General features: G+C 65.4%; 20 protein-coding genes and 1 other RNA gene. 9 read left to right on the forward strand and 12 right to left on the reverse strand.

The genetic code is table 11. The annotated features are described in order from the left end of the window. Positions 1 to 294: 294 nt before the first annotated feature. The 3 genes from AC0L3X_RS34650 to AC0L3X_RS34660 form a co-directional block, all read right to left on the reverse strand. A complete protein-coding gene (locus AC0L3X_RS34650; RefSeq protein WP_063981015.1) occupies positions 295 to 741 on the reverse strand; it encodes a GNAT family N-acetyltransferase in 447 nt (148 codons plus the stop codon). Beyond that, positions 741 to 1769, reverse strand: coding sequence for a peptidoglycan -binding protein (locus tag AC0L3X_RS34655; protein ID WP_473317151.1), 1029 nt, complete (start codon positions 1767 to 1769; stop codon positions 741 to 743). Before AC0L3X_RS34655 ends, AC0L3X_RS34650 begins: the two co-directional genes overlap by 1 nt. A gap of 160 nt (positions 1770 to 1929) precedes the next feature. After that, positions 1930 to 2952 (reverse strand): hypothetical protein, encoded by a 1023-nt coding sequence (locus tag AC0L3X_RS34660; protein WP_063981016.1) that lies wholly within the window; start codon positions 2950 to 2952, stop codon positions 1930 to 1932. Between the two features lie 381 nt (positions 2953 to 3333). Here AC0L3X_RS34660 and AC0L3X_RS34665 point away from each other — a divergent pair, with 381 nt between their 5' ends. The 4 genes from AC0L3X_RS34665 (at position 3334) to AC0L3X_RS34680 (ending at position 9908) form a co-directional block, all read left to right on the forward strand. Then, positions 3334 to 4359 carry an SAM-dependent methyltransferase gene (locus AC0L3X_RS34665; RefSeq protein ID WP_063981017.1) on the forward strand — a complete coding sequence of 342 codons (1026 nt, stop codon included), beginning with the start codon at positions 3334 to 3336 and terminating at the stop codon, positions 4357 to 4359. 302 nt (positions 4360 to 4661) lie between these two features. Further along, positions 4662 to 5225 carry a hemerythrin domain-containing protein gene (locus AC0L3X_RS34670; RefSeq protein WP_063981018.1) on the forward strand — a complete coding sequence of 188 codons (564 nt, stop codon included), beginning with the start codon at positions 4662 to 4664 and terminating at the stop codon, positions 5223 to 5225. Positions 5226 to 5552: 327 nt separating this feature from the next. Next, positions 5553 to 6746 carry an efflux RND transporter periplasmic adaptor subunit gene (locus tag AC0L3X_RS34675; protein ID WP_187387919.1) on the forward strand — a complete coding sequence of 398 codons (1194 nt, stop codon included), beginning with the start codon at positions 5553 to 5555 and terminating at the stop codon, positions 6744 to 6746. A gap of 6 nt (positions 6747 to 6752) precedes the next feature. After that, complete coding sequence (locus AC0L3X_RS34680) at positions 6753 to 9908, forward strand: multidrug efflux RND transporter permease subunit (protein ID WP_063981019.1); 3156 nt, start codon at positions 6753 to 6755, stop codon at positions 9906 to 9908. A 160-nt stretch (positions 9909 to 10068) separates the two neighbouring features. Here the strand turns inward: AC0L3X_RS34680 and AC0L3X_RS34685 are convergent, their stop codons facing one another. The 9 genes from AC0L3X_RS34685 to AC0L3X_RS34725 all read right to left on the reverse strand — a co-directional run bounded on the left by AC0L3X_RS34685 (position 10069) and on the right by AC0L3X_RS34725 (position 19956). Further along, a complete protein-coding gene (locus AC0L3X_RS34685; protein ID WP_063981020.1) occupies positions 10069 to 10854 on the reverse strand; it encodes an inositol monophosphatase family protein in 786 nt (261 codons plus the stop codon). Positions 10855 to 10938: 84 nt separating this feature from the next. Then, positions 10939 to 12021, reverse strand: coding sequence for a tetratricopeptide repeat protein (locus tag AC0L3X_RS34690; protein ID WP_063981021.1), 1083 nt, complete (start codon positions 12019 to 12021; stop codon positions 10939 to 10941). A gap of 8 nt (positions 12022 to 12029) precedes the next feature. Then, the gene (locus AC0L3X_RS34695) at positions 12030 to 12704 is read right to left on the reverse strand and encodes a thiamine phosphate synthase (protein ID WP_063981022.1); all 675 of its coding nucleotides are present in this window, start codon (positions 12702 to 12704) and stop codon (positions 12030 to 12032) included. A gap of 3 nt (positions 12705 to 12707) precedes the next feature. Further along, positions 12708 to 13733, reverse strand: a complete 1026-nt coding sequence (locus tag AC0L3X_RS34700) for a class I fructose-bisphosphate aldolase (RefSeq protein ID WP_063981023.1) — start codon at positions 13731 to 13733, stop codon at positions 12708 to 12710. A 289-nt stretch (positions 13734 to 14022) separates the two neighbouring features. After that, positions 14023 to 15090 carry a class II fructose-bisphosphate aldolase gene (gene fba / locus AC0L3X_RS34705; RefSeq protein WP_063981024.1) on the reverse strand — a complete coding sequence of 356 codons (1068 nt, stop codon included), beginning with the start codon at positions 15088 to 15090 and terminating at the stop codon, positions 14023 to 14025. A gap of 52 nt (positions 15091 to 15142) precedes the next feature. Next, entirely contained in the window at positions 15143 to 16339 is a 1197-nt protein-coding gene (locus AC0L3X_RS34710) for a phosphoglycerate kinase (protein WP_063981025.1), read from the reverse strand. Between the two features lie 138 nt (positions 16340 to 16477). Next, positions 16478 to 17485: a type I glyceraldehyde-3-phosphate dehydrogenase gene (gap, locus tag AC0L3X_RS34715; protein WP_063981026.1), complete on the reverse strand. Its 1008-nt coding sequence runs from the start codon at positions 17483 to 17485 to the stop codon at positions 16478 to 16480. A gap of 168 nt (positions 17486 to 17653) precedes the next feature. Further along, entirely contained in the window at positions 17654 to 19639 is a 1986-nt protein-coding gene (gene tkt / locus AC0L3X_RS34720) for a transketolase (RefSeq protein WP_063981027.1), read from the reverse strand. A 182-nt stretch (positions 19640 to 19821) separates the two neighbouring features. Further along, positions 19822 to 19956, reverse strand: a complete 135-nt coding sequence (locus AC0L3X_RS34725; RefSeq protein WP_256376459.1) for a hypothetical protein — start codon at positions 19954 to 19956, stop codon at positions 19822 to 19824. Between AC0L3X_RS34725 and AC0L3X_RS34730 the strand changes: the two genes are divergently transcribed. The 5 genes from AC0L3X_RS34730 to AC0L3X_RS34750 all read left to right on the forward strand — a co-directional run bounded on the left by AC0L3X_RS34730 (position 19925) and on the right by AC0L3X_RS34750 (position 22434). Continuing rightward, positions 19925 to 20245 carry a DUF4164 domain-containing protein gene (locus AC0L3X_RS34730; protein ID WP_020608063.1) on the forward strand — a complete coding sequence of 107 codons (321 nt, stop codon included), beginning with the start codon at positions 19925 to 19927 and terminating at the stop codon, positions 20243 to 20245. The genes AC0L3X_RS34725 and AC0L3X_RS34730 overlap by 32 nt on opposite strands. Next, positions 20242 to 20625 (forward strand): cell division protein ZapA, encoded by a 384-nt coding sequence (locus AC0L3X_RS34735; protein ID WP_028150902.1) that lies wholly within the window; start codon positions 20242 to 20244, stop codon positions 20623 to 20625. Before AC0L3X_RS34730 ends, AC0L3X_RS34735 begins: the two co-directional genes overlap by 4 nt. 59 nt (positions 20626 to 20684) lie before the next feature. Then, positions 20685 to 20845, forward strand: a non-coding RNA gene (gene ssrS, locus AC0L3X_RS34740) — 6S RNA. 190 nt (positions 20846 to 21035) lie between these two features. After that, positions 21036 to 21632, forward strand: coding sequence for a 5-formyltetrahydrofolate cyclo-ligase (locus AC0L3X_RS34745; RefSeq protein ID WP_166079786.1), 597 nt, complete (start codon positions 21036 to 21038; stop codon positions 21630 to 21632). Beyond that, positions 21610 to 22434: a TIGR00282 family metallophosphoesterase gene (locus AC0L3X_RS34750; RefSeq protein ID WP_028150900.1), complete on the forward strand. Its 825-nt coding sequence runs from the start codon at positions 21610 to 21612 to the stop codon at positions 22432 to 22434. The genes AC0L3X_RS34745 and AC0L3X_RS34750 overlap by 23 nt, the downstream gene beginning before the upstream one ends. Positions 22435 to 22529 lie beyond the last annotated feature (95 nt).

The following is a 22529-nucleotide window of genomic DNA, read 5'->3' on the forward strand; positions in this document are numbered from 1 at the left end:
GCCGCGGGGGGTGGCGGCCCCGGGCTCCTCGGGGGGGGGGGGGGGGTTGCTGGGGGGGGGGGGGGGGGGGGGGGGGGGGGGGGGGTTTTTCCGCCCCCCCCCCCCCCCCCCCCGGCCCGATCCAGTATTCCAGAGACAGCAGTGAGATTCGGAGAAGTCGCGGCGTACTGGATGCCCCGGTCCCGGCTCCGCCAAGGCTACGCCGAGGCCCACACGAGCGCTCGGCACGCCGAAGCTTCAGCGAAGGCGGCAAGCCGGGGCATGACAGCTGAGGGGGGTCGGCAGCAAACCTCGTCACGCCCGCCAAGTCATCTTCAGCACTGGCCGTCCCGAGGTCGGGTTCAAATCCTCGCCGGCATGCGCGAAGCCGTTGCGCTCGTAGAATCGGATGGCGCGGGCATTGTCCTTGTTGACGAGCAGCGTGACGCCTGACGGTGACAGGCGCTTGGCCTCATCCACCAGCAGCCTGGCCGCATCCGAGCCCCAGTGCGCGGGATCGACCACGAGCTGGTCGAGATAGCCTTCGCCGTCGATGGTGACGAAGCCGGTCAGCACGCCGTCCGCTTCGGCGACGACGATCGAGGCTTTCGGCACCAGATCCTTGCGCCAGCGCTCGCCCCACCAGTCCAGCCGCGCGGCGAAATCGATCTGCGGATAGGCCTGCTGCCAGGTGCGATGCCAGAGGTCGATCGCGGCGGCTTCGTCCTCGGGGTGGTAGGGGCGGAGGTGGAGGGCGCTCACTACCGCTCCGTCAGCTTCAGCTCGATGCGGCGGTTGCGCTTGTAGGCTTCTTCCGTGTTGGCGGCGTCGAGCGGCTGGAATTCGCCGAAGCCGGCGGCGACGAGGCGCTGGGCGGGCACACCAAGCGAGATCAGATACTGCACCACCGAGATCGAGCGCGCCGCGGACAGGTCCCAGTTCGATTTGAAGTTCGCACCGCTGACCGGGCGCACGTCGGTGTGGCCGTCGACGCGCAGCACCCAGGGGATTTCGTTCGGGATCTTCTTGTCGAGATCGATCAGCGCGGTCGCCAATGTGTCGAGCTCGGCGCGGCCCTCGGGCAGCAAGGTCGCCTGGCCGGTGTCGAAGAACACTTCGGACTGGAACACGAAGCGGTCGCCGACGATGCGGATGTCAGGGCGGTTGCCGAGGATGGTGCGCAGGCGGCCGAAGAACTCCGAGCGATAACGCGACAATTCCTGCACGCGCTGCGCCAAGGCAACATTCAGGCGAGACCCGAGATCGGCGATGCGGTTCTGCGATTCCTTGTCGCGCTTCTCGCTGGCGTCGAGCGCCTCTTCCAGCGCCGCCAGTTGCCGCCGCAGCGCGCTGATCTGCTGGTTCAGCACCTCGATCTGCGCCAGCGCCCGCGCCGACACCGCCTTCTCCGAGTCCAGCGCCTTGCCGAGCTCGGTGGACTTGCCTTGGGCGTCGTTGCCGGCGGCGGCGAGGCCGTCATAGAGCCCCTTGATGCGATCGCGCTCGGTCTCGGCCAAGGCGAGGCCCGCTTTCAATTGCGAGACCTGGTCGTCCAGCGTGAGCTTGCCGAGCTTCTCCAGCGACAAGAGCTCGTTGAGCTGGGCGATCTTGGCGTTGAGTTGCTCCAGCGCCTTGTCCTTGCCGGTGACCTCCTGCGACAGGAAGAACTGCACGACCAGGAACACCGACAGCAGGAACACGATCGCCAGCACCAGCGTCGACAGCGCGTCGACGAATCCGGGCCAGTAGTTGAAGCCGGCTTCGCTGCGGCGGCCGCGGGCTAGAGCCATGTCGTCGATCTCCACTCTCGTGTCCCGGACGCGCTGCAGCGTGAAACGCTGCTGCGCAGAGCCGGGACCCATTTGTCTCGGTGAAGGCTCTGGGCTCCGGCTCAGCGATGCACCACTTCGTGCTGCATCGCGTCCGGGGCACGAAACCTTCGTCGTGTCCTCAACCCTTCTCAGGCTGGCGCGCGATGCGCTCCAGCAGGCGGCGGATCTCGCGGTTCTGCTCGCCCTGGCCGTCGGCCCATTCGCGGATCATCTGCTGCTCGGTCCGCATGTGCGAGACCAGCGCCTGGATGGCTTCGGCAAGGCTCGCCATTGCCGCCGTGGTGCCGCGGCTGGCGCTGCCTTCCTCGAGCACGGAGCGTAAGCGCTCGACGGCGGCCTGGAGCTCGCCGCTGGCAACGCCGCCGCCGCCACCGGCTGCGACCGCAACCTCGCCGTGGCCATATTCGCGCACGGTGGTGGCGAGCCAGTCTTCGAGGTCGGTGTAGAAGCGGTTCTGGGCCTGGCTCGATTGCAGATCGAGGAAGCCGAGGATCAGCGAGCCGGCGAGGCCGAACAGCGAGCTCGAGAACGAGATGCCCATGCCGCCGAGCGGGGCGGCGAGGCCCTCCTTCAGCGTGTCGAACAGGGCGCCGGAATCGCCCCCGACCTTGAGCCCGTCGATCACCTTGCCGACCGAGCCGACCGTCTCGATCAGGCCCCAGAAGGTGCCGAGCAGACCGAGGAAGACCAGCAGGCCGGTCATGTAGCGGGAGATGTCCCGGGCCTCGTCCAGGCGGGTCGCGATCGAATCGAGCAGGTGCCGCATGGTGGTCTGGGTGATCGTCATCCGCCCGGTGCGCTCGCCGCCGAGGATCATGGCCATCGGCGCCAGCAGTTTCGGGTGCCGGGACGGCGCCAGGCCGGGATCGGCGATGCGGAAATTGTTGACCCAGGAGACTTCGGGGTAGAGCCGGATCACCTGCCGGAAAGCCAGGATGATGCCGATGAACAGCACGCCGCCGATCAGGGCATTGAGGCCGGGATTGGCGAAGAAGGCCAGGATGATCTGCTTGTAGAGCACCACGCCGACCAGGGTGCACAGCACCAGAAAGACCAGCATCCGCACCAGGAAAACGCTGGGTGAGGATAGCTTGGTATATTCGATATCAATGGGGGAGCGGTGCGAGGCGCCTGGCGGCATGGCCGGTATCATCCGTTACGAACTTGCTTGCGGGGCGCACTATGGCACAGCGGTAGCCCAAAAAAAGCGCCGGATGTGCCGATTTCGTGGAGAGCTCCCGGAACCCAAAGCTGAAACCGCGCTTTGATAGAGGCGTAATTTGCAAAACTTCGGCATTCCGCAGGCTTAGGTCGGATTTTTGCATGGTGACGAATCCTGGGGAGTGGCAGTCATCGCGCTCTTGCTCGCGGTCCGGATGGCGCTCGCCTGGGTGGCGCGGCAGCATCTGCGGGGCGGTCGATGCTGTCTTGATCTCAGAGCCCGCCGGGCGGGTGGCAACGCCCGAACCTGTCCGTTCCTTTCGCAGCCGCCACAACGAGACCTGATCAACGGAGTGATCGCATGAGCGTCGTTTCCGCGATCTTCGGGACTGCCGAACGCGTGCCGCTGCCGGACGTCGTGATCCGCGCCGCGATCCAGCGCCTGTGCTCGCGCACGGCGACGCGCATGGCCGCGCTGGGTGCGGCCGACGATGCCGCCTTCGCCGGGCGGATGATCCTGCGGCCGATCGCCGGGGACGCGGGTGCCGTCAATGCCGGGCATGACGAGGTGCCCGCGGCGTTCTTTGCGGAGGTGCTCGGGCCCAACCGCAACTACTCGTCCTGCTTCTACAAGTCCGATGCGAGCACGCTGCAGGAGGCGGAGGAGGAGGCGCTGCGCCAGACCGTCGAGCACGCCGGTCTCGCCGACGGCCAGACCATCCTCGAGCTCGGCTGCGGCTGGGGCTCGCTGTCGCTGTGGATGGCGCGGCGGTTCCCGCACGCGAAGGTGACGGCGGTGTCGAACTCGCAGGCCCAGCGCGCCCATGTCGAGGAGCAGGCGCGGCTGCGCGGGCTGTTGAACCTGCGCGTGGTCGCGGCGGACATGAACGTGTTCGCGCCCGATGGGCAGTTCGACCGCATCGTCTCGGTCGAGATGTTCGAGCAGATGATGAACTGGCGCAAGCTGATGACGCGCGTGCGGTCCTGGCTCGCGCCTGACGGGCGCTTCTTCATGCACATCGTCACCCATCGTTCCGGCTCTCATCTGTTCGACCGTGCCAATCGCGAGGACTGGATCGCGCAGCATGTCTTCATGGATGGATTGATGCCGAGCCATCACCTCGTCAGGCAATTCGGCGACGTCTTCAGGATCGAGAAGGAATGGTGCTGGAGCGGAACGCACTATCGGCGCACCGCGAACGACTGGCTCGCTAATTTCGATGCGCATCGCGACACGATCGAAGCGTCCCTGCGCAGCGTCCATGGCGAGGAGACCGCTTTGTGGATGCGACGCTGGCGCTGGTTCTTCCTCGCGACATCAGGGCTGTTCGGCTACGCCGATGGCAGCGAATGGGGTGTCAGCCACTACCGGATGAAGGCGGGTTAGGGCGCGTACACGTCAATTTCGCGCCGAAGATCAGGGAAGGGTATGAGGTTCGCGGCGCCCCTGATAGGCGCGATAGCGGACCTCGCCAGAGGTCCGGGTTGGGTCCAAAAGGCGGGTGAATGTGATGAGGCTGCGCGGCGCCAACACATCTGAATGCCTCAGGAAAGCCATTGTGACCCACTGACCCCTGGTCAATGACATAACGTCTTTTCCCTTTCCGGCCCGGGTTTGATCTAGCGCAAAGCGCTGAAATGTTTTCACGCTAATGTAATTTTTTCTCAATGACTTCATTGGAGGCTGCAATGATCATTGAGCGCTTGTCCCGAGAACATCGCAATATCGAGACACTGCTCGCCGTCCTCGAGCGCGAGCTGGAAATTTTCGATCGCGGGGACCGCCCTGACTACGAAGTTATTCGCGCGGTTATCAGCTATTTCGAACTCTATCCCGAGATGTACCATCATCCTCTTGAGGAGCTGGTCTTCGCCAAGCTAAAACGTCGCGATCCCGCTGCGGCTGCAAAGATCGGTAACCTCACACTTGAGCACCAGAAGGGGACCGAGCGTTTGCGCCGCGTCGCTCAAGCGGTCGATTACGTCCTCGCGGATCGTGAAATCCTGCGGCAAAATGTGGACAAGGTCGTTCGCGATTTCATAGAGAGCGAGCGGCGTCACATCATGATGGAAGATCGTGATTTCTTTCCTGCCGCCCTCAAGGCTTTAGAGCCTCAGGATTGGACCGAGATCGCTTCTGCTTCAATCAATCATGAGGACCCGCTGTTTAGCGAGGCTGCCGAAGAAACCTTTGACACGCTACGAGCACGGATCTTGCAGTTAGAGCAGGAGGCTGAAGCCGGCCGACATTAGTCGAGCGAGCGTTGCTCTCGCGGGTGACGTCGGCTTCGGATCACGCGCATAACGCTTTGATCGTCTTTATGGGTACACACCCTCGTAACGATCCGTTGCGATCTTCTGTCGCAGCTCGCGGTGATGGAACCCGACTCACAATCCGGTGAGTCCCGAAAAGCGCCCTGAACTCAGCACGATAGCTCATGTGGCATTGAGCCGCCCGCGCAATGCGTTGCGTCGCAGCAAGTACCTTCTATCTTGACGGCATCAGCCGCATGGAATCGCCCAGAACGGGCTCGCGCGGAGCATGATTTCAGTTTCAACAACATCGGGGCACTTAACTTCATGTCAGGACTTCGCGCGCGATCGGCATGCGTTGCAATCATGCTCGCGGCCCTTACGCCGCTGCTCGCGGGCTGCGACGAATCCGTCTCTGCGGTGTCCGCTGCCCAGCCCGCCGATCCTGACGTCAGCATCGTCATCGTCAAGCCTCAGCCGCGCGCCGTGGTGCGCGAGCTGCCGGGCCGCATCGCGCCGACGCGCGTCTCCGACGTGCGGCCGCGCATCTCCGGCATCGTCGTCGAGCGCCTGTTCCGTCAGGGCAGCGAGGTGAAGGCGGGCGATGCGCTCTATCGCATCGATCCGCGTCCGTTCGAGGTCGAGGTGATGGCCACCGAGGCGGCCGTCGCCAAGGCCGAGGCCGGGTTGATGCAGGCCAGGCAGCAGGCGCACCGCATCGCCACCCTCACCAAGGATCGCGCTGCCCCGGAAGCCGAGAACGAGAAGGCGATCGCGGCCGAGCGTCAGGCCCATGCCGAGGTCGAAGGCCGCAAGGCCGAACTCGCGCGCGCCAAACTTAATCTCGACTATGCCACCGTGCGCGCGCCGATCGACGGCGTCGTCGGTGCGGCGCTGGTCAGCGAGGGTGCGCTCGCGGTGCAGAACGAGACCAACCTCGCCAGCATCCAGCAGCTCGATCCGATCTATGCCGACTTCACCCAGTCGGTGACCGAGCTCAACCAGCTCCGCCGCGCCTTCGAGAGCGGCGACCTCGAGCGCATCGCGGCCGATGCCGCCAAGGTGCGCCTCGTGCTCGACGACAACACCCTTTATTCGCTCGACGGCAAGCTGCTGTTCTCCGATGCCAAGGTCGATGCCCATACCGGCCAGGTGACCTTGCGCGGCGAATTCCGCAATCCCAAGCGCGAGCTGCTGCCGGGCATGTATGTCCGCGTCCGCATCGACCAGGGACTCGACAGCGACGCGATCGCGGTGCCGCAGCAGGCGATCCAGCGCAATGGCGGCGGCGGCAGCGAGGTGTTCGTCGTCAAGGACGACAACCACATCGCCGTGCAACCGGTCCGCACCGGGTCGGTGCAGGACGGACTCTGGTTCGTGACCGAGGGCCTGAAGGCCGGCGACAAGGTCGTGGTCGAAGGCTTCCAGAAGTTCGCGGCCGGCGACAAGGTGAAGCCGCAATCCTGGTCGGAAGCGGACGCCACCGCGGACAATCGGCACGCCCAGAAGCTGACGCGGTAACGCGCCATGGCGAGTTTCTTCATCGACAGGCCGATCTTCGCCTGGGTGGTCGCGCTGTTCATCTGCTTGATCGGCGCGATCGCGGTTCCGCTGCTGCCGATCGCGCAATATCCGATCATCGCGCCGCCCTCGATCTCGATCTCGACCAGCTATCCCGGCGCCTCGCCCGAAAACCTCTACAACAGCGTCACCCGGCTGATCGAGGAGGAGCTCAACGGCGCCTCCGGCATCCTCAATTTCGAATCGACCAGCGACTCGCTCGGCCAGGTCGAGATCATCGCCAATTTCCAGCCGGGCACCGATACCAGCGCCGCCTCCGTCGAGGTGCAGAACCGCATCAAGCGCGTCGAAGCGCGGCTGCCGCGCGCGGTGATCCAGCAGGGCATCCTGATCGAGGAAGCCTCGAGCGCCGTGCTCCAGATCATTACGTTGAACTCGACCGACGGCAGCCTCGACGAAGTCGGCCTCGGCGACTTCATGATCCGCAACGTGCTCGGCGAGATCCGCCGCATCCCCGGCGTCGGCCGCGCCACGCTCTATTCGACCGAGCGCAGCTTGCGCGTCTGGGTCGATCCGGCAAAGCTGGTCGGCTACGGGCTGACCGCGGACGACGTCAACAAGGCGATCGCCGCGCAGAACGCACAGGTCGCTTCGGGCAGCATCGGCGCCGAGCCGTCGACCTCGAGCCAGCGCACCTCCTCGCTGGTGCTGGTCAAGGGCCAGCTCTCGTCCCCCGACGAATTCGGTTCCATCATCCTGCGCGCCAATGCCGACGGTTCGACCGTGCGGTTGCGCGACGTCGCACGCATCGAGGTCGGCGGCCTCAGCTACCAGTTCAACACGCGCCTGAACGGCAAGCCGACCGCGGGCCTCTCCGTGCTGATGTCGCCGACCGGCAACGCGCTGGCGACCGCGAGCGCGGTCGAGGAGAAGATGAAGGAGCTGTCGCGCTTCTTCCCGGCCAACATCTCCTACGAGATCCCCTACAACATCACGCCCGTGGTCGAGGCCTCGATCAAGAAGGTGCTGACGACGCTGGTCGAGGCCGTGGTGCTGGTGTTCGTGGTGATGTTCCTGTTCCTGCAGAACATCCGCTACACCATCATTCCGACCATCGTGGTGCCCGTGGCGCTGCTGGGCGCGTGTACCACGCTGCTGCTCGCCGGCTATTCCATCAACATGCTCTCGATGTTCGGCATGGTGCTCGCGGTCGGCATCCTCGTCGACGACGCCATCGTCGTGGTCGAGAACGTCGAGCGCATCATGTCCGAGGAAGGCCTGCCGCCGAAGGAAGCGACGCGGAAGGCGATGGCGCAGATATCGGGCGCCATCATCGGCATCACGCTGGTGCTGATGGCGGTGTTCGTGCCGATGGCGTTCTTCCCCGGCTCGGTCGGCATCATCTACCGCCAGTTCTCGGTGACCATGGTCGCTGCGATCGGCTTCTCCGCCTTCCTCGCGCTGTCGCTGACGCCGGCGCTGTGCGCGACGATTCTGAAGCCCGTCGCGGCCGGCCACGGCCATGCGAAGCGGGGCGTGTTCGGCTGGTTCAACCGCATGCTCGAAGGCGGCAAGGAGGGCTATTCCCGCACAGTCGGCTTCTCGCTGAAGCGGACCGGCCGCCTGATGCTGGTCTATGTCGCGCTGCTGGTTGGTCTCTCCTGGGCCTTCGTCAGCCTGCCCGGCGGCTTCCTGCCGATCGACGACCAGGGCTTCGTCACCACCGACGTGCAGACGCCGTCGGATTCGTCGTATCCCCGCACCGAGGCCGTCATCGAGAAGGTCGAGAAATATCTCGCCGAGCGGCCGGGTGTGAAGGATGTCACCTTCCTCACCGGCTTCAGCTTCTCCGGGCAGGGCATGAACACCGCGCAAGCCTTCATCACGCTGAAGGACTGGTCGGAGCGCGGGCCGAAGGACTCCGCCGCCGCGATCGTCAACGACATCAACCGCGATCTGTCGTCGTCGATCCGCGATGCAAAGATCTCTGCGCTCCAGCCGCCGCCGATCGACAATCTCGGCAACTCCTCGGGCTTCTCGTTCCGCCTCCAGGACCGCGGCCAGAAAGGCTATCCGGCATTGATGCGCGCCGCCGACCAGCTGATCGCGGAGGCCAATGCGAGCCCGGTGCTTCAGAAGGTCTATATCGAGGGCCTGCCCGAGGCCGGCGTGGTCAATCTCGTGATCGACCGCGAGAAGGCCGGCGCCTTCGGCGTCACCTTCGAGGACATCAACAACACGATCTCGACCAATCTCGGCTCGAACTACATCAACGACTTCCCGAACCGCGGCCGCATGCAGCGCGTCGTGGTGCAGGCCGATGCCCGCGACCGCATGCGGACCGAGGACATCCTCAACTACAACGTCAAGAACAGTCGTGGCCAGCTTGTGCCGTTCTCCTCTTTCGCCACGGTCGAATGGGCGCGCGGCCCGACGCAGATCGCGGGCTTCAATTATTATCCCGCAGTGCGCATCTCCGGCGAGGCGAAACCCGGCTTCACCTCGGGCGACGCGATCGCCGAGATGGAGCGGCTTGCCAGCAAATTGCCGCGCGGCTTCGGCTATGAATGGACCGGACAGTCGCTCCAGGAAAAGCTGTCGGGGTCGCAGGCGCCGTTCCTGCTGGCGCTGTCGGTGTTCGTGGTGTTCCTGTGTCTTGCCGCGCTCTACGAGAGCTGGACCATTCCGCTCGCGGTGCTGCTCACGGTGCCGCTCGGCATCGTCGGCGCGGTGGCCGCGGCGATGCTGCGCGGCCTGCCCAACGACGTCTATTTCACCGTCGGCCTGATCACCATCATCGGCCTCGCGGCAAAGGACGCGATCCTGATCATCGAGTTCGCTAAGGATCTGCGGAAAGAAGGCAAGCCGCTGGTGGAAGCCACCATCGAGGCCTGCCGTCTGCGCTTCCGCCCGATTCTGATGACCGGCCTTGCCTTCATCTGCGGCGTGCTGCCGATGGCGATCGCGCATGGCGCCGGCGGCGCCAGCCAGCAAGCGCTCGGCAGCATCGTGATGGGTGGCATGATCGCGGTGGTGATCCTGGCGCTGCTGATGGTGCCGGTGTTCTTCGTCTCGGTACAGCGCGTGCTGGCCGGGGACAGGGAGCCGAAGGCCGCGAAGGCCGGCGAGACGTATGGGCCGCCCGCGCCGGCGAAGCCATAAGGCGAGCTGTCATGCCCCGCGCAGGCGGGGCATCCAGTACGCCGCGGCCCTTCCGTATCCAACAAACGTCTCTGGAATACGGGATCACCCGCTCCAGTACGCAAGTGCGCACAAGGCGGGTGATGACGGCGGAGTGTGAAGCGTAGGGTTCGCCCTAAGCCTACTTCCGCAAAATCTTCACCAGCTCCCCGTGCACGAACTCGTTGCCGCACACGACGTGGCCGGTCACCAGCGCGTCGCCCGGCGTTGAGATGTCGCTCACCGTGCCGCCGGCCTCACGCACCATGATCATGCCGGCGGCGATGTCCCAGGATTGCAGATTGCGCTCCCAGTAGCCGTCGAGGCGGCCGGCGGCGACGAAGGCCAGGTCGAGGGAGGCGGCGCCGAAACGGCGGAGGCCTGCGACGCGGTCCTGGATCGCGGTCATCTCGCGGCGGAATTCCTCGTGGTCGCCGCGGCCGATATGGGGCAGGCCGCAGGCCACCACGCATTCGTTGAGCTGGCGGCGGCCGGCGACGCGCAGGCGCTGGTCGTTGAGGAAGGCGCCCTTGCCGCGCTCGGCGATGTAGAGCTCGTCATTGGCGGGGTTGTAGATCACGCCCGCAATGATCGTGCCCTCGCGCACGAGGCCGATCGAGATCGCGAATTGCGGGATTCCGTGCAGGAAGTTGGTGGTGCCGTCGAGCGGGTCGACGATCCAGGTGTGGCTCTTGTCGCTGCCTTCGCGGGTGCCGCCTTCCTCGCCGATGAAGCCGTAGCCGGGGCGGGCCTTGGCGAGGTCCTGGTAGAGGATCTCCTCGGCGCGCTTGTCGGCGAGCGAGACGAAATTGGCCGGCCCCTTCAGCGAGACCTGGAGATGCTCGATCTCGCCGAGATCGCGCTTGAGGCTGCGGCCGGCGCGGCGCGCGGCCTTGACCATGACGTTGATAGTGGCGGAATACAGCATGTGCTCTGGTCTTGATCGGGGGAAATGGCGCGAAATCGCGCCTGTTTGAAGGATGGGGTGCCCTGCGAGGGCCTTTGCGTCAAGTCATTTGGTCCCGAGCCATTTTCTGGCGGCGGCCTCGGCCTTGCCCCGGTCCTCGGCCGGCAGGTCGGACAATTGCTTGTCGAGCTCCGGATCGCCCTTGCCGGAGGTTTTCGCCACCAGGTGCCATTTAAAGCCCTCGACCTTGTCCACGGACGTGCCCATGCCGTTGATCAGCACCCAGGCCAGGCGGTTCTGCGCGATCGCGCTGCCCTGGCGGGAGGCCTTGCGGAGCAACGCGACGGCGGCCGGCTGGTTCTTCACCGTGCCGGTGCCGTTGAACATGGCGATGGCATATTCGACCTCGGCATCGACATTGTCCGCCAGTGAAGCCGCCTGGAGCAGCCGCACCGCGCGTTCCGGGTCCTTCGGCACGCCGGTGCCTTCCTTGTAGAAGGTCGCCAGCGCGTATTGCGCCTCTGGCAGGCCGGCATCGGCGGCCTGACGCAGCAGCTCGGCGGACCGCTTGACGTCCTGCGGCAGGGTCTGGCCGTCGAGGTAAAGCAGCGCGAGGTTATAGGCCGCCTTGGGCTCGCCGAGCTTGGCGGCGGACGCCATCAGCTTCACCGCCTCGCTTTTGTCGACCGAGCCGCCGCGGCCGGAAATTCGCAGCATGGCGAGCGCGAACATCGCCTCGCGGTCGCCGGCATCGGAGGCGCGCTTGTACCATTCCAGCGCCTTGGCGTAGTCGCGGCGGATGCCCATGGCGTTGGAATAGAGCTCGCCGAGCATGGTCATCGCCTTGGGATCGCCTGCTTGTGCGCGGGCGGTGGCGAGATCGAACGCCGTCTTGTACTGGCCGCGCTGATAGGCGCCGAACACCAGATCGACATTGGGATTGTCGGTTGCCGGTGCGGGGATCACGGTTGCGGGCAGCGCCGGCTTGGGCGAGGCGGCCGGCTTGGGCGAGGCCGAAGGTTTTGGCGCCGGCGCGGCCTCCTTCTTCTTGGCGGCCGGAGGCGGCTTGGGCTTCTGTTTCTCAGGCACAGCGCCAGGCGTGGCCACCGGCGGCGTGATCTGGAGCTGCGCGGCCGCGGGCGCCGTCAGCAGCAGCGTGGCCAGGATGGTGATGCGCGGGAGCTTCATGTCGGGCGCTAGCCGTGCTCCTGACCCGCAAGCGCAGCCGCATGGGCCTTCTTGATCTCAGCGTCGACCTCGATCAGCGCGGCCTTGGGACCGCGCGGATCGGACCAGACGAAATCGCCGACCAGCACGAAATCGGCGCCGCTGGCGGCGAAGTCGTGCGCCTCTTCGAGCGAGGTGGCAAAGCCGACGCAGGGCGGCTCGAACAGCTCGGCCCACCAGTCCAGCCGCTCGGCGATCGCCTGGGACGACGGGCGTTGGCCCTTTGCATCAGGTTCGCCGAACAGCACGTAGTCCGCGCCTATCTCGCCCGCATCCATGGAATGGTGCCGCGTCGTCAGCCCGCCGACGCCGGCGATGCGATCGGGCTTGAGCGATGGCAGCGCCTCTTTCAGCGCGGCGATGCCGGGCAGGTGCGCGCCGTCGGCGCCGCCACGTGCGACCAGTTCGGCATGACCTTCAACGAGCAGCGCGGCGCCCGCCTTCTGGACCGGTGGGGCCAGCGCCTTGATGCGCGTGATCATGGTGCGCTGGTCGGTCTCCTTCAGCCGCAGCAGCACGGCCGCGACGTCGGCGGCAGCGAGCAGGCCCGGCAGCTCGGCGACGAGCGCAGCGGGATCATCGACGGCAGGCGTCGCGAGATAGAGACGCGGCGCCGGGCGCGGCGGAGGCGATTTGTTCGACAAGATCTAGGCTGCTTTCTTTTCCAGGCTGCTTTGCCATTCGCCCTTGGACGCCAGACCATTCATCCGGGCGCGATGGCTGAATGCACTTTGGCCGGCTGCGACATTCTCGGCCTTGCCGGACCAGGCCTTCTGCGGCGCGGCCTGCAGCGCGCGGCCGTAGGAGAAGGTCAGGCCCCAGGGCAGCGGCCCGAGCTTATGCATGGCGTTGAGATGCGCAGTCGCCTCTTCGTCCGACTGGCCGCCGGAGAGGAAGGCGATTCCGGGCACGGCCGCGGGCACGCAGGCCTTCAGCAGCCGAATTGTCTTCTCCGCGACTTCCTCGACGGGAGCCTGCTTCGCGCACTTCTTGCCCGAGATCGCCATGTTCGGCTTCAGCACCATGCCTTCGAGCGCAACGCGCTGCACGCGCAATTCCTGGAAGGTCTTGTTGAGCACGCGGGTCGTCACTTCATAGCAGCGGTCGATGTCGTGATCGCCGTCCATCAGCACCTCAGGCTCGACGATCGGCACGATCTGCGCGGCCTGGCACAGCGCTGCGTAGCGGGCCAGCGCATGGGCGTTGGCGCCGATCGCGGTCATCGACGGAATGCCGCTGCCGATATCGATCACCGCGCGCCATTTGGCGAAGCGCGCGCCGCGCTCGTAATATTTCTTCAGGCGTTCGGCGAGCTTGTCGAGCCCGACGGTGACGAGCTCGCCCGGGCACATCGGCAGGGCTTGCGTGCCCTCGTCGACCTTGATGCCGGGGATGGCGCCGCTCTGTTCGATCAGCTTGACCAGTGGCGTGCCGTCCTTCGCGTCTTGCCAGATCGTCTCGTCATAGAGGATCACGCCGGAGATGTACTGGCTCATGGCCTCCCTGGAGCGGAACAGCATCTCGCGATAGTCGCGGCGATTGCCTTCCGTCGATTCCACCCCGATCGCGTCAAATCGCTTCTTGATGGTGCCGGAGGATTCGTCGGCGGCAAGGATGCCCTTGCCGGGCGCGACCATGGCGGTCGCGATCCTGTTGAGCTCAGTCAGATTCATCGAGAGGTCCTCCCAAAACGATGCTGCCCTTGCCTGTGAAAATAGACCGTTCTCGGGCAATTGCCGAGTTAACGTTCGTCGCAGGGTAAAGGGGCGGGAGGTCAGTTGGGCGAAAAAGAGCGGGCTGGGCGCCCCTTCACCTCGCCCCGCCTGCGGGGAGAGGTCGGATTTTGCGCGTAGCGTAAAATCCGGGTGAGGGGGTACAGGTCTATCGATAGGGCACAATTCGCGGAGCGAGCCCCTCACCCCGACCCTCTCCCCGCGAAGAGCGGGGAGAGGGAGGGATAGATCACGCCACCTTCGGATCGAGTTCGCCCTTGGCGTAGCGCTTGGCCATCTCGGCGGGGGGCAGGACCTTCTTGAACTTGGAGGCCTGGCCTGCGGTATTGAACTCCTGGAGCCGCTGCTTGCACAGCTTGGTCATCGCTTCCATCGCCGGCTTCAGGTACTTGCGCGGGTCGAACTCTTCCGGGTGCTCCTTGAACACCTTGCGGATCTGGCCGGTCATGGCCATGCGGTTGTCGGTGTCGATGTTGATCTTGCGCACGCCGTTCTTGATGCCGCGCTGGATCTCGGCGACCGGAACGCCCCAGGTCGGCTTCATCTTGCCGCCGAACTCGTTGATGATGTCCTGGAGGTCCTGCGGCACCGACGAGGAGCCGTGCATCACGAGATGCGTGTTCGGCAGCTTGCGGTGGATCTCCTCGATCACCTTCATGGCGAGGATGTCGCCGTCGGGCTTGCGGGTGAATTTGTAGGCGCCATGCGAGGTGCCCATCGCGATCGCGAGCGCGTCCACCTTGGTCTCCTGAACGAACTTCACGGCCTCGTCCGGATTGGTCAGGAGCTGGTCGTGGCTCAGCTTGCCTTCGGCGCCGTGGCCGTCTTCCTTGTCGCCCATGCCTGTTTCGAGCGAGCCGAGCACGCCGAGCTCACCCTCGACCGAGATGCCGCCGAGATGGGCCATGTCGGTCACGGTCTTGGTGACGCCGACATTGTAGGTCCAGTCGGCCGGGCTCTTGCCGTCGGCCTTGAGCGAGCCGTCCATCATGACCGAGGTGAAGCCGGCCTGGATCGCGGTCATGCAGGTCGCGGCCTCGTTGCCGTGGTCGAGATGCACGCAGACCGGAATGTGCGGATAGATCTCGGTCACCGCGTCCATCATGTGCTTGAGCATGATGTCGTTGGCGTAGGAGCGCGCACCGCGCGAGGCCTGGATGATGACGGGCGCGTCGACCGTGTTGGCGGCGTCCATGATCGCCAGCGCCTGCTCCATGTTGTTGATGTTGAAGGCCGGTACGCCGTAATCGTTCTCCGCTGCATGGTCGAGCAATTGACGTAACGTGATCCGAGCCATCTGTCTTTTTCTCCGGTTTGGGCCTGCAAGGCCGACTTAAAAGGCCGACTGATTACTTGGTGCGCAGAACTTCGACGCCGGGAAGGGGCTTGCCTTCCATCCATTCAAGGAATGCGCCACCGGCGGTCGAGACATAGGTGAATTGACCGGCCACATGGGCCTGGTTGAGGGCCGCGACCGTGTCGCCGCCGCCCGCGATCGAGATCAGCTTCTTGGCCTTGGTGCGCTCGGCGGCGTGCTTGGCGGCCGACACCGTTCCGCGGTCGAACGGCTGCATCTCGAAGGCGCCGAGCGGTCCGTTCCAGACCAGCGTGGCGGCGTCGTCGATGGCGGCGTGGACACGCGCGATCGATTGCGGGCCGACGTCGAGGATCATGCCGTCGGCCGGGATCGCATCGAGCCCGTAGGCATGCGAGGGCGCGTTCGCCGCGAAATGATAGGCGACGGTGGCGTCGACCGGCAGGATGATCGCGCAATTGGCGGCTTCCGCCTTCTCCATGATGCGGATCGCCGTCGCGGCGAGATCCTTCTCGGCCAGCGACTTGCCGATCCCAACGCCCTGGGCGTGCAGGAAGGTGTTGGCCATGCCGCCGCCGATCACGAGCGCGTCGACCTTGGTGACGAGGTTTTCGAGCAGATCGATCTTGGTCGAGACCTTGGCGCCGCCGATGATCGCGATGACGGGCTTGGTCGGCGAGCCCAGCGCCTTCTCCAGCGCGACGAGCTCGGCCTGCATGGTGCGGCCGGCATAGGCCGGCAGCTTGTGGCCGAGGCCTTCGGTCGTGGCATGGGCGCGGTGCGCGGCCGAGAAGGCGTCATTGACCCAGATGTCGCCGAGTTTTGCCAACTCCGCGACGAAGGCGGGATCGTTCTTTTCCTCTTCCTTGTGGAAGCGGGTATTTTCCAGGCACAGGATGTCACCATCCTTCAACGCAGCCACGGCCGTGGCCGCGGGCTCGCCGACACAGTCGTCGGCGAAGGCGACGGGCCTGTTCACGACTTTCGACAGCGCTTCGGCAACCGGCTTGAGCGACTCCTTGGGGTCGCGTCCCTTCGGCCGGCCGAAATGCGCGAGCAGGATGACCTTGCCGCCCTTGTCCGAGATTTCGGTGATGGTCGGCGCAACGCGCTCGAGCCGGGTCGCGTCGCTGACGCGCCCGTTGTCCATGGGCACGTTGAGATCGACGCGCAGCAGCACGCGCTTGCCCTTCACATCGACGTCGTCGAGGGTGCGGAATTTGTTGGTCATCGGACACTCTCTTGTCCCGGGCGCATAGCGGCGCGGAGTGCCGCCGTGCAGAGCCGGGACCTACGCTGGAGGGACATGGGTCCCGGATCTGCGACGCAGCGTTTCACGCTGCATCGCATCCGGGACACGAGAGCGGAGTTAGATCACCTTCGCGAACGCGACGGCGGTGTCCGCCATGCGGTTCGAGAAGCCCCACTCGTTGTCGTACCAGGACATCACACGCACCAGCGTGCCGTTCTGCACCTTGGTCTGGTCCTCGTGGAAGGTCGAGGAGTGCGGATCGTGGTTGAAGTCGATCGAGACGTTCGGCTGATTGGTGTAGCCGAGAATGCCCTTGAGCTGCTGCTCGGAGGCCCGCTTCATCGCCGCGTTGATTTCCTTGGCGTCGGTGGCGCGCTTGGCGACGATCTTGAGGTCGATGACCGAGACGTTCGGGGACGGCACGCGGATCGAGACGCCGTCGAGCTTGCCCTTGAGTTCCGGGAGCACGAGGCCGATTGCCTTCGCCGCGCCGGTCGAGGTCGGGATCATCGACATCGCCGCCGCACGGCCGCGGTAGAGATCCTTGTGCAGCGTGTCCAGCGTCGGCTGGTCGCCGGTGTAGGCGTGGATCGTGGTCATGAAGCCGGTCTCGATGCCGACCAGGTCGTTCAGCACCTTGGCGACCGGCGCGAGGCAGTTGGTGGTGCAGGAGCCGTTGGAGACGACCAGGTGATCCTTGGTGAGCGTGTCGTGGTTGACGCCGTAGACGATGGTGGCGTCGGCGCCGTCGGCGGGCGCGGAGATCAGCACGCGCTTGGCGCCGGCGGTGAGATGCGCGGAGGCCTTGTCCTTCGCGGTGAAGATGCCGGTGCATTCCATCGCGATGTCGACGCCGAGATCCTTCCAGGGCAGTTTCGAGGGATCGCGCTCGGCGGTCACCTTGATCTTGCCGCCGCCGAGGTTGATGGAGTCGCCATCGACGGTCACGGTGCCGGGGAAGCGGCCATGGACGCTGTCGAAGCGAAGGAGATGCGCGTTGGTCTCGACCGGGCCGAGGTCGTTGATGCCGACGACCTCAATGTCCTTGCGGCCGGACTCGGCAATAGCCCGCAGGATGTTGCGGCCGATGCGGCCAAAACCGTTAATTCCGACGCGGACTGCCATGTTTCATCTCCTTATGACCGTTCAATGACGTGTTCGATAACCCCGATCATCCCGCACAACGCGCTTAGCGCGCCTGCGAGGGTTTTTTAGGGCGGACGCCCGGTTCGGCCGGGCGATGCTTGATCATATGAGAGACTACGTAGTCCTTTTTTTTGGCAAGCTCAACTCTCAGCTAACGCGCTTCAGCACAGCGTTAACCGCAGCCTCGGCGGTAATGCCGAAATGCTTGTAAAGATCCTTCGCCGGCGCGCTCGCGCCGAACGAATGCATGCCGATAAAATCGCCATCCTGGCCGATCACGGCGTCCCAGCCCCAGCGCACTGCGGCCTCGATCGCGACCTTCACCGGCGCGTTGCCGATGATCTCGGCACGCTTGGCTTCTGGTTGCGCTAACAAAAGCTCGAGCGAGGGCACCGAGACCACCCGTGACGCGATGCCGCGCTCGGCGAGCTGCTTCTGGGCGGCGACCGCGATCTCGACCTCGGAGCCGGAAGCGAACAGCGTTGCCTTGGCTTCGCCCTGGGCGGCGACCAGCTCGTAGGCGCCGGCCGCGCAGGGAATGTCGTTCGGCGCATTGGTGCGGAGCTGCGGCAGGTTCTGACGCGTCAGCGCCAGCACGGTCGGGCCGTCGATACGATTGAGCGCAAGCTCCCAGCACTCGGCGACCTCGATGGAGTCGGCGGGGCGGAACACGCGCATGTTCGGAATGGCGCGAAGTGCGGCGAGATGCTCGACCGGCTGGTGGGTCGGGCCGTCTTCGCCGAGGCCGATGGAGTCGTGCGTCATCACGTAGACGACGCCGGCGCCCATCAACGCGGCAAGGCGCATCGCGGGTCGCGCATAGTCGGTGAACACCAGGAAGGTCGCGCCGTTCGGCGCGAAGCCGCCATGCAGGAAGATGCCGTTCATCGCAGCCGCCATGCCGTGCTCGCGGATGCCGTAATGGATGAAGCGGCCTTTTGGCGTCTTGGCCGAGAAAGCTGTGGCCGACTTCGCCTTGTTGTTGTTGGAGCCGGTGAGGTCGGCCGAGCCGGCGAGGAATTCCATCGGCATCGCGCCGGCAATGACTTCGATCACCGCTTCCGAGGATTTGCGGGTCGCCGCGGTCATCGGCTTTTCCAGCAGCTCCTTCTTGTAGGCGCGCACGGCCTTCGCGAGCGAGGCCGGACGCTCGTGGCGCAGACGGCGCTCGAACTCGGCGCGCTTGCGGCTGCCGAGCTCGCCGAGCCGTCCCTCCCATTCCTGCCGTGCCGCCGCGCCGCGGCTGCCGGCTGCGCGCCAGGCCTTAAGCACGTCATCCGGCACCGAGAACGGCTCGAGCGAGATGCCGAGATTTTCCTTGGCGGCCTTGAGCTCGTCGGCGCCGAGCGCCTCGCCATGCGCCTTCGCGGTGCCGGCCTTGTGCGGCGCGCCGAAGCCGATGGTGGTGCGGCAGGCGATCAGCGTCGGCTTGTTGGATTTTTGCGCGCGGGTGATCGCAGCGGCGATGGCGGCCTGGTCATGGCCGTCGATCTTTTCGGCGGCCCAGCCCGCGGACTTGAAGCGCTTCACCTGGTCGACGGAATCGGAGATCGAGGTCGGGCCGTCGATCGAGATGCCGTTGTCGTCGTAGAGCACGATCAGCTTGCCGAGCTTCCAGTGCCCGGCCATCGCGATCGCTTCCTGCGACACGCCTTCCATCAGGTCGCCGTCGGAGGCGAGCACATAGGTGTGGTGGTCGACGATCTTCTTGCCGAACTCGGCGGCCAGCATCTTCTCGGCGAGCGCCATGCCGACCGCGGTCGAGATGCCCTGGCCGAGCGGGCCGGTGGTGGTCTCGATGCCCTTGGTGTGGAAGTTCTCGGGATGGCCCGGGGTCAAGCCGCCGAGCTGGCGGAACTGCTTGAGCTGATCCAGCGTCATGTCGGCATTGCCGGTCAGATACAGCAGCGAATAGAGCAGCATCGAACCGTGGCCGGCCGAGAGCACGAAGCGGTCGCGGTCGGGCCAGTCGGTGGCAGTGGCGTCGAATTTCAGGAATTGCGTGAACAGCACCGTGGCGACGTCGGCGGCGCCCATCGGCAGGCCGGGATGGCCCGATTTCGCCTTCTCGACAGCGTCCATCGAGAGGCCACGGATCGCGTTGGCCATGCGGTTGTGGTCGACTTGCGTCATGTCTGAAATCCGTCTGAAATGAGGCGCTTGGCGGTGGTGCGGGCCGCGTGGGGGGAGCCTGGCGGCCACGGAAGGTTGGGCTGGGATAGCACCTCGGTTCCGGGAGTCCAAGGCAATCAAACGTCGGTTTGGCCGTAAAAGTTGCTTAGCAGTGCATAGTTTCGCGGCGGCGTTGCGCTCCGCTAGCTTGCCACGTAAATTTCTGCTTCTAACCGTTTGCCGAACCGAGTCTTTTGCCGGACGGCAAGCCCCACGGGCAAGGCCACAGGTTCCGCCGCTGACTGCATGAACGATCGCGTTTCAAACAGCTCTGCCATGACGGAGTCCTCGGCCGTCGAGATCGAGATCGCGACCCGCAGACTCATGGCGGCGCTCGACGCGCTCGAAAGCGCGGTGGAGCGGCGGCGCGATGCCGATCGCGACGAGAACGAGCTCGCGGCGCGAATCCAGGCACTGGGCGCGGATCGCTCGCGGCTTGCCGATGAGCTCGACGGCGCGCTGGTGAAGGCGCGCAAGCTCGAGCGCACCAATCGCGAAATCTCCGATCGGCTGGATTCCGCAATCGTCACGATACGCTCGGTGCTCGATACCGGAGAGGACGGATGAGCCACATCAACGTCACCATCAACGGCCGGCAATACCGCATGGCCTGCGAGGAGGGCCAGGAGGTGCGGCTGCTCAAGCTCGCCGAAAGCCTGGAGACGCGAATTCAGTCGCTGCGCGGAAAATTCGGCGAGATCGGTGATGCCAGGCTCACCGTGATGGCGGCGCTGACCGTCTGCGACGAGCTGGTCGACGTTGGCAACCGCGTCCGCACCATGGAGCAGGAGCTGACTGAGCTCAGGGATTTCCGCAATGCCGCCGTCGAGCGCGCCCGGATGACCCAGACCGCCGTGGTGAATGCGCTCAACGCCGCCGCCGAGCGCATCGAGAAGTCGACCCAGGTCCTGAACCGGACGGTGGGCAACGGGATCGCGATCGGCTGATTTTGGGCGGACCGCCCGTTGGGCTGGCGGTTCGTCAGTATCGTTGTTACATTGCGCGGGCGAGGCTGCGACGTGCGTCAGGAGCCATATATCCCCGGGGCCTTATCGATCCTTTAGGGAACTGTCCCTGGCCGGGCCCGTGGGCTCGGACATATGGTGCCCACCTACTTTCGTAGGGAACTCCGGGATCGAGTGCTTCAACGGCGTTCGCGGCTTCGCACTTTTTTTGCTTGGTTTGTGCTTGTCGAAACGACTGCGGCCAGCTCGGTAGATGTCATGCTCCGGCTTGCCCGGCGCATTCAGTACGCCGCAGCCTTTGTGTGAATCACCACCGCCTCTGGAATACTGGATCACCCGCCCCGGTGCGCAAGGGCGCACAAGGTGGGTGATGACGTGGGGGACCAAAGCGCATGTCCAATTCGAAAGCCGAACTCCGTGCCAAAGCCCTCGCGGCGCGCGATGCGCTGAGCGAGAAGAAGCGCACCGCCGCCGCCGCAAAGCTCGCCAAGCGCGGGCTGCCGTTCCCGCTCCTGCCCGGCAGCATCGTCTCCGGCTATTCCCCGATCCGCAGCGAGATCGATCCGCTGCCGCTGATGAAGGCGCTCGCCGAGGCGGGCGCAAGGCTCGCGCTGCCCTGCGTCACCGCCCGCGGCCAGTCGCTGATCTTCCGCATCTTCCATCCGAACGACCGCCTGATGCTCGGCCCGCTCGGCATTCCCGAGCCGTCGCCGGCCGCGGCCGAAGTCATCCCCGACATCATGCTGACGCCGCTCGCGGCCTTCGACCGTCTCGGCCATCGCATCGGCTATGGCGCGGGGCACTACGACCACACCTTCGCGCATCTGCGCAAGACCAAGCAGATCGTCGGCATCGGGCTTGCTTTTGCAGCGCAGGAGATCAAGGCGGTTCCGGCACTATCGCACGACGTCGCGCTGGATTATGTGCTAACGGAATCGGACGTGTTCGATTTCCGGAGTTCTGAAGTTGCGCATTCTCTTCGTGGGTGATGTCGTCGGCCGTAGCGGCCGCAACGCCATCGCCGAATATCTGCCCGGCATGGTCAAGGACTGGTCGCTCGATTTTGTCGTCGTCAACGGCGAGAATTCCGCCGGCGGCTTCGGCATCACGGAAGCGATCTATCAGGAGTTTCTCGATGCCGGGGCCGATGCGGTGACGCTCGGCAATCATTCCTGGGACCAGCGTGAAGCCCTGGTGTTCATCGAGCGCGCCGAACGCCTGGTGCGGCCCACGAACTACCCGCGCGGCACGCCCGGCCGCGGCGCCGCGCTGGTGGAGACCAAGAACGGCAAGCACGCGCTCGTCGTCAACGCGCTCGGCCGGGTCTTCATGACCCCGTTCGACGATCCCTTCGCCGCGCTCGAGCGCGAGCTTGGTGCCTGTCCGCTCGGCGTTGCCGCCGACGCCATCGTCGTCGACTTCCATTGCGAGGCGACCAGCGAGAAGCAGGGCATCGGCTTCTTCTGCGACGGCCGCGCCAGCCTCGTCGTCGGCACCCACACCCATGTGCCGACCGCCGACCACCAGATCCTGTCGGGCGGCACGGCCTACATGACCGACGCCGGCATGACCGGCGATTACGATTCCATCATCGGCATGCAGAAGGAAGAACCGCTGCGGCGCTTCACGTCGGGGATTCCCTCCGGCCGGTTCGAGCCGGCGGCTGGCGTTGCAACGCTCAGCGGCGTTGCGGTCGAGACGGATGATGCCACGGGCCTTGCGCTAAAGATTGCGCCGGTGCGCGTCGGCGGCCGGCTGGAGCCGGCGACGCCGAAGTTCTGGTTGAGCTGAAGTCTCACGGTATTGGCCACCCTCCCCTGGAGGGGGAGGGTCGCTACGCATGAAGCGAAGCGGAATGCGTAGCGGGGTGGGGTGATCTCTCCACG

This window comes from Bradyrhizobium sp. MI1.7, from assembly GCF_055811795.1.

What these genes read in the sequence shown, in the direction of transcription:
- AC0L3X_RS34655 (WP_473317151.1), bottom strand. Translation starts at nt 1,769, where the DNA reads ATGGCTCTAGCCCGCGGCCGCCGCAGCGAAGCCGGCTTCAACTACTGG.
- AC0L3X_RS34660 (WP_063981016.1), bottom strand. Translation starts at nt 2,952, where the DNA reads ATGCCGCCAGGCGCCTCGCACCGCTCCCCCATTGATATCGAATATACC.
- AC0L3X_RS34665 (WP_063981017.1), top strand. Translation starts at nt 3,334, where the DNA reads ATGAGCGTCGTTTCCGCGATCTTCGGGACTGCCGAACGCGTGCCGCTG.
- AC0L3X_RS34670 (WP_063981018.1), top strand. Translation starts at nt 4,662, where the DNA reads ATGATCATTGAGCGCTTGTCCCGAGAACATCGCAATATCGAGACACTG.
- AC0L3X_RS34675 (WP_187387919.1), top strand. Translation starts at nt 5,553, where the DNA reads ATGTCAGGACTTCGCGCGCGATCGGCATGCGTTGCAATCATGCTCGCG.
- AC0L3X_RS34680 (WP_063981019.1), top strand. Translation starts at nt 6,753, where the DNA reads ATGGCGAGTTTCTTCATCGACAGGCCGATCTTCGCCTGGGTGGTCGCG.
- AC0L3X_RS34685 (WP_063981020.1), bottom strand. Translation starts at nt 10,854, where the DNA reads ATGCTGTATTCCGCCACTATCAACGTCATGGTCAAGGCCGCGCGCCGC.
- AC0L3X_RS34690 (WP_063981021.1), bottom strand. Translation starts at nt 12,021, where the DNA reads ATGAAGCTCCCGCGCATCACCATCCTGGCCACGCTGCTGCTGACGGCG.
- AC0L3X_RS34700 (WP_063981023.1), bottom strand. Translation starts at nt 13,733, where the DNA reads ATGAATCTGACTGAGCTCAACAGGATCGCGACCGCCATGGTCGCGCCC.
- fba (WP_063981024.1), bottom strand. Translation starts at nt 15,090, where the DNA reads ATGGCTCGGATCACGTTACGTCAATTGCTCGACCATGCAGCGGAGAAC.
- AC0L3X_RS34710 (WP_063981025.1), bottom strand. Translation starts at nt 16,339, where the DNA reads ATGACCAACAAATTCCGCACCCTCGACGACGTCGATGTGAAGGGCAAG.
- gap (WP_063981026.1), bottom strand. Translation starts at nt 17,485, where the DNA reads ATGGCAGTCCGCGTCGGAATTAACGGTTTTGGCCGCATCGGCCGCAAC.
- tkt (WP_063981027.1), bottom strand. Translation starts at nt 19,639, where the DNA reads ATGACGCAAGTCGACCACAACCGCATGGCCAACGCGATCCGTGGCCTC.
- AC0L3X_RS34730 (WP_020608063.1), top strand. Translation starts at nt 19,925, where the DNA reads ATGAACGATCGCGTTTCAAACAGCTCTGCCATGACGGAGTCCTCGGCC.
- AC0L3X_RS34725 (WP_256376459.1), bottom strand. Translation starts at nt 19,956, where the DNA reads ATGGCAGAGCTGTTTGAAACGCGATCGTTCATGCAGTCAGCGGCGGAA.
- AC0L3X_RS34735 (WP_028150902.1), top strand. Translation starts at nt 20,242, where the DNA reads ATGAGCCACATCAACGTCACCATCAACGGCCGGCAATACCGCATGGCC.
- AC0L3X_RS34745 (WP_166079786.1), top strand. Translation starts at nt 21,036, where the DNA reads ATGTCCAATTCGAAAGCCGAACTCCGTGCCAAAGCCCTCGCGGCGCGC.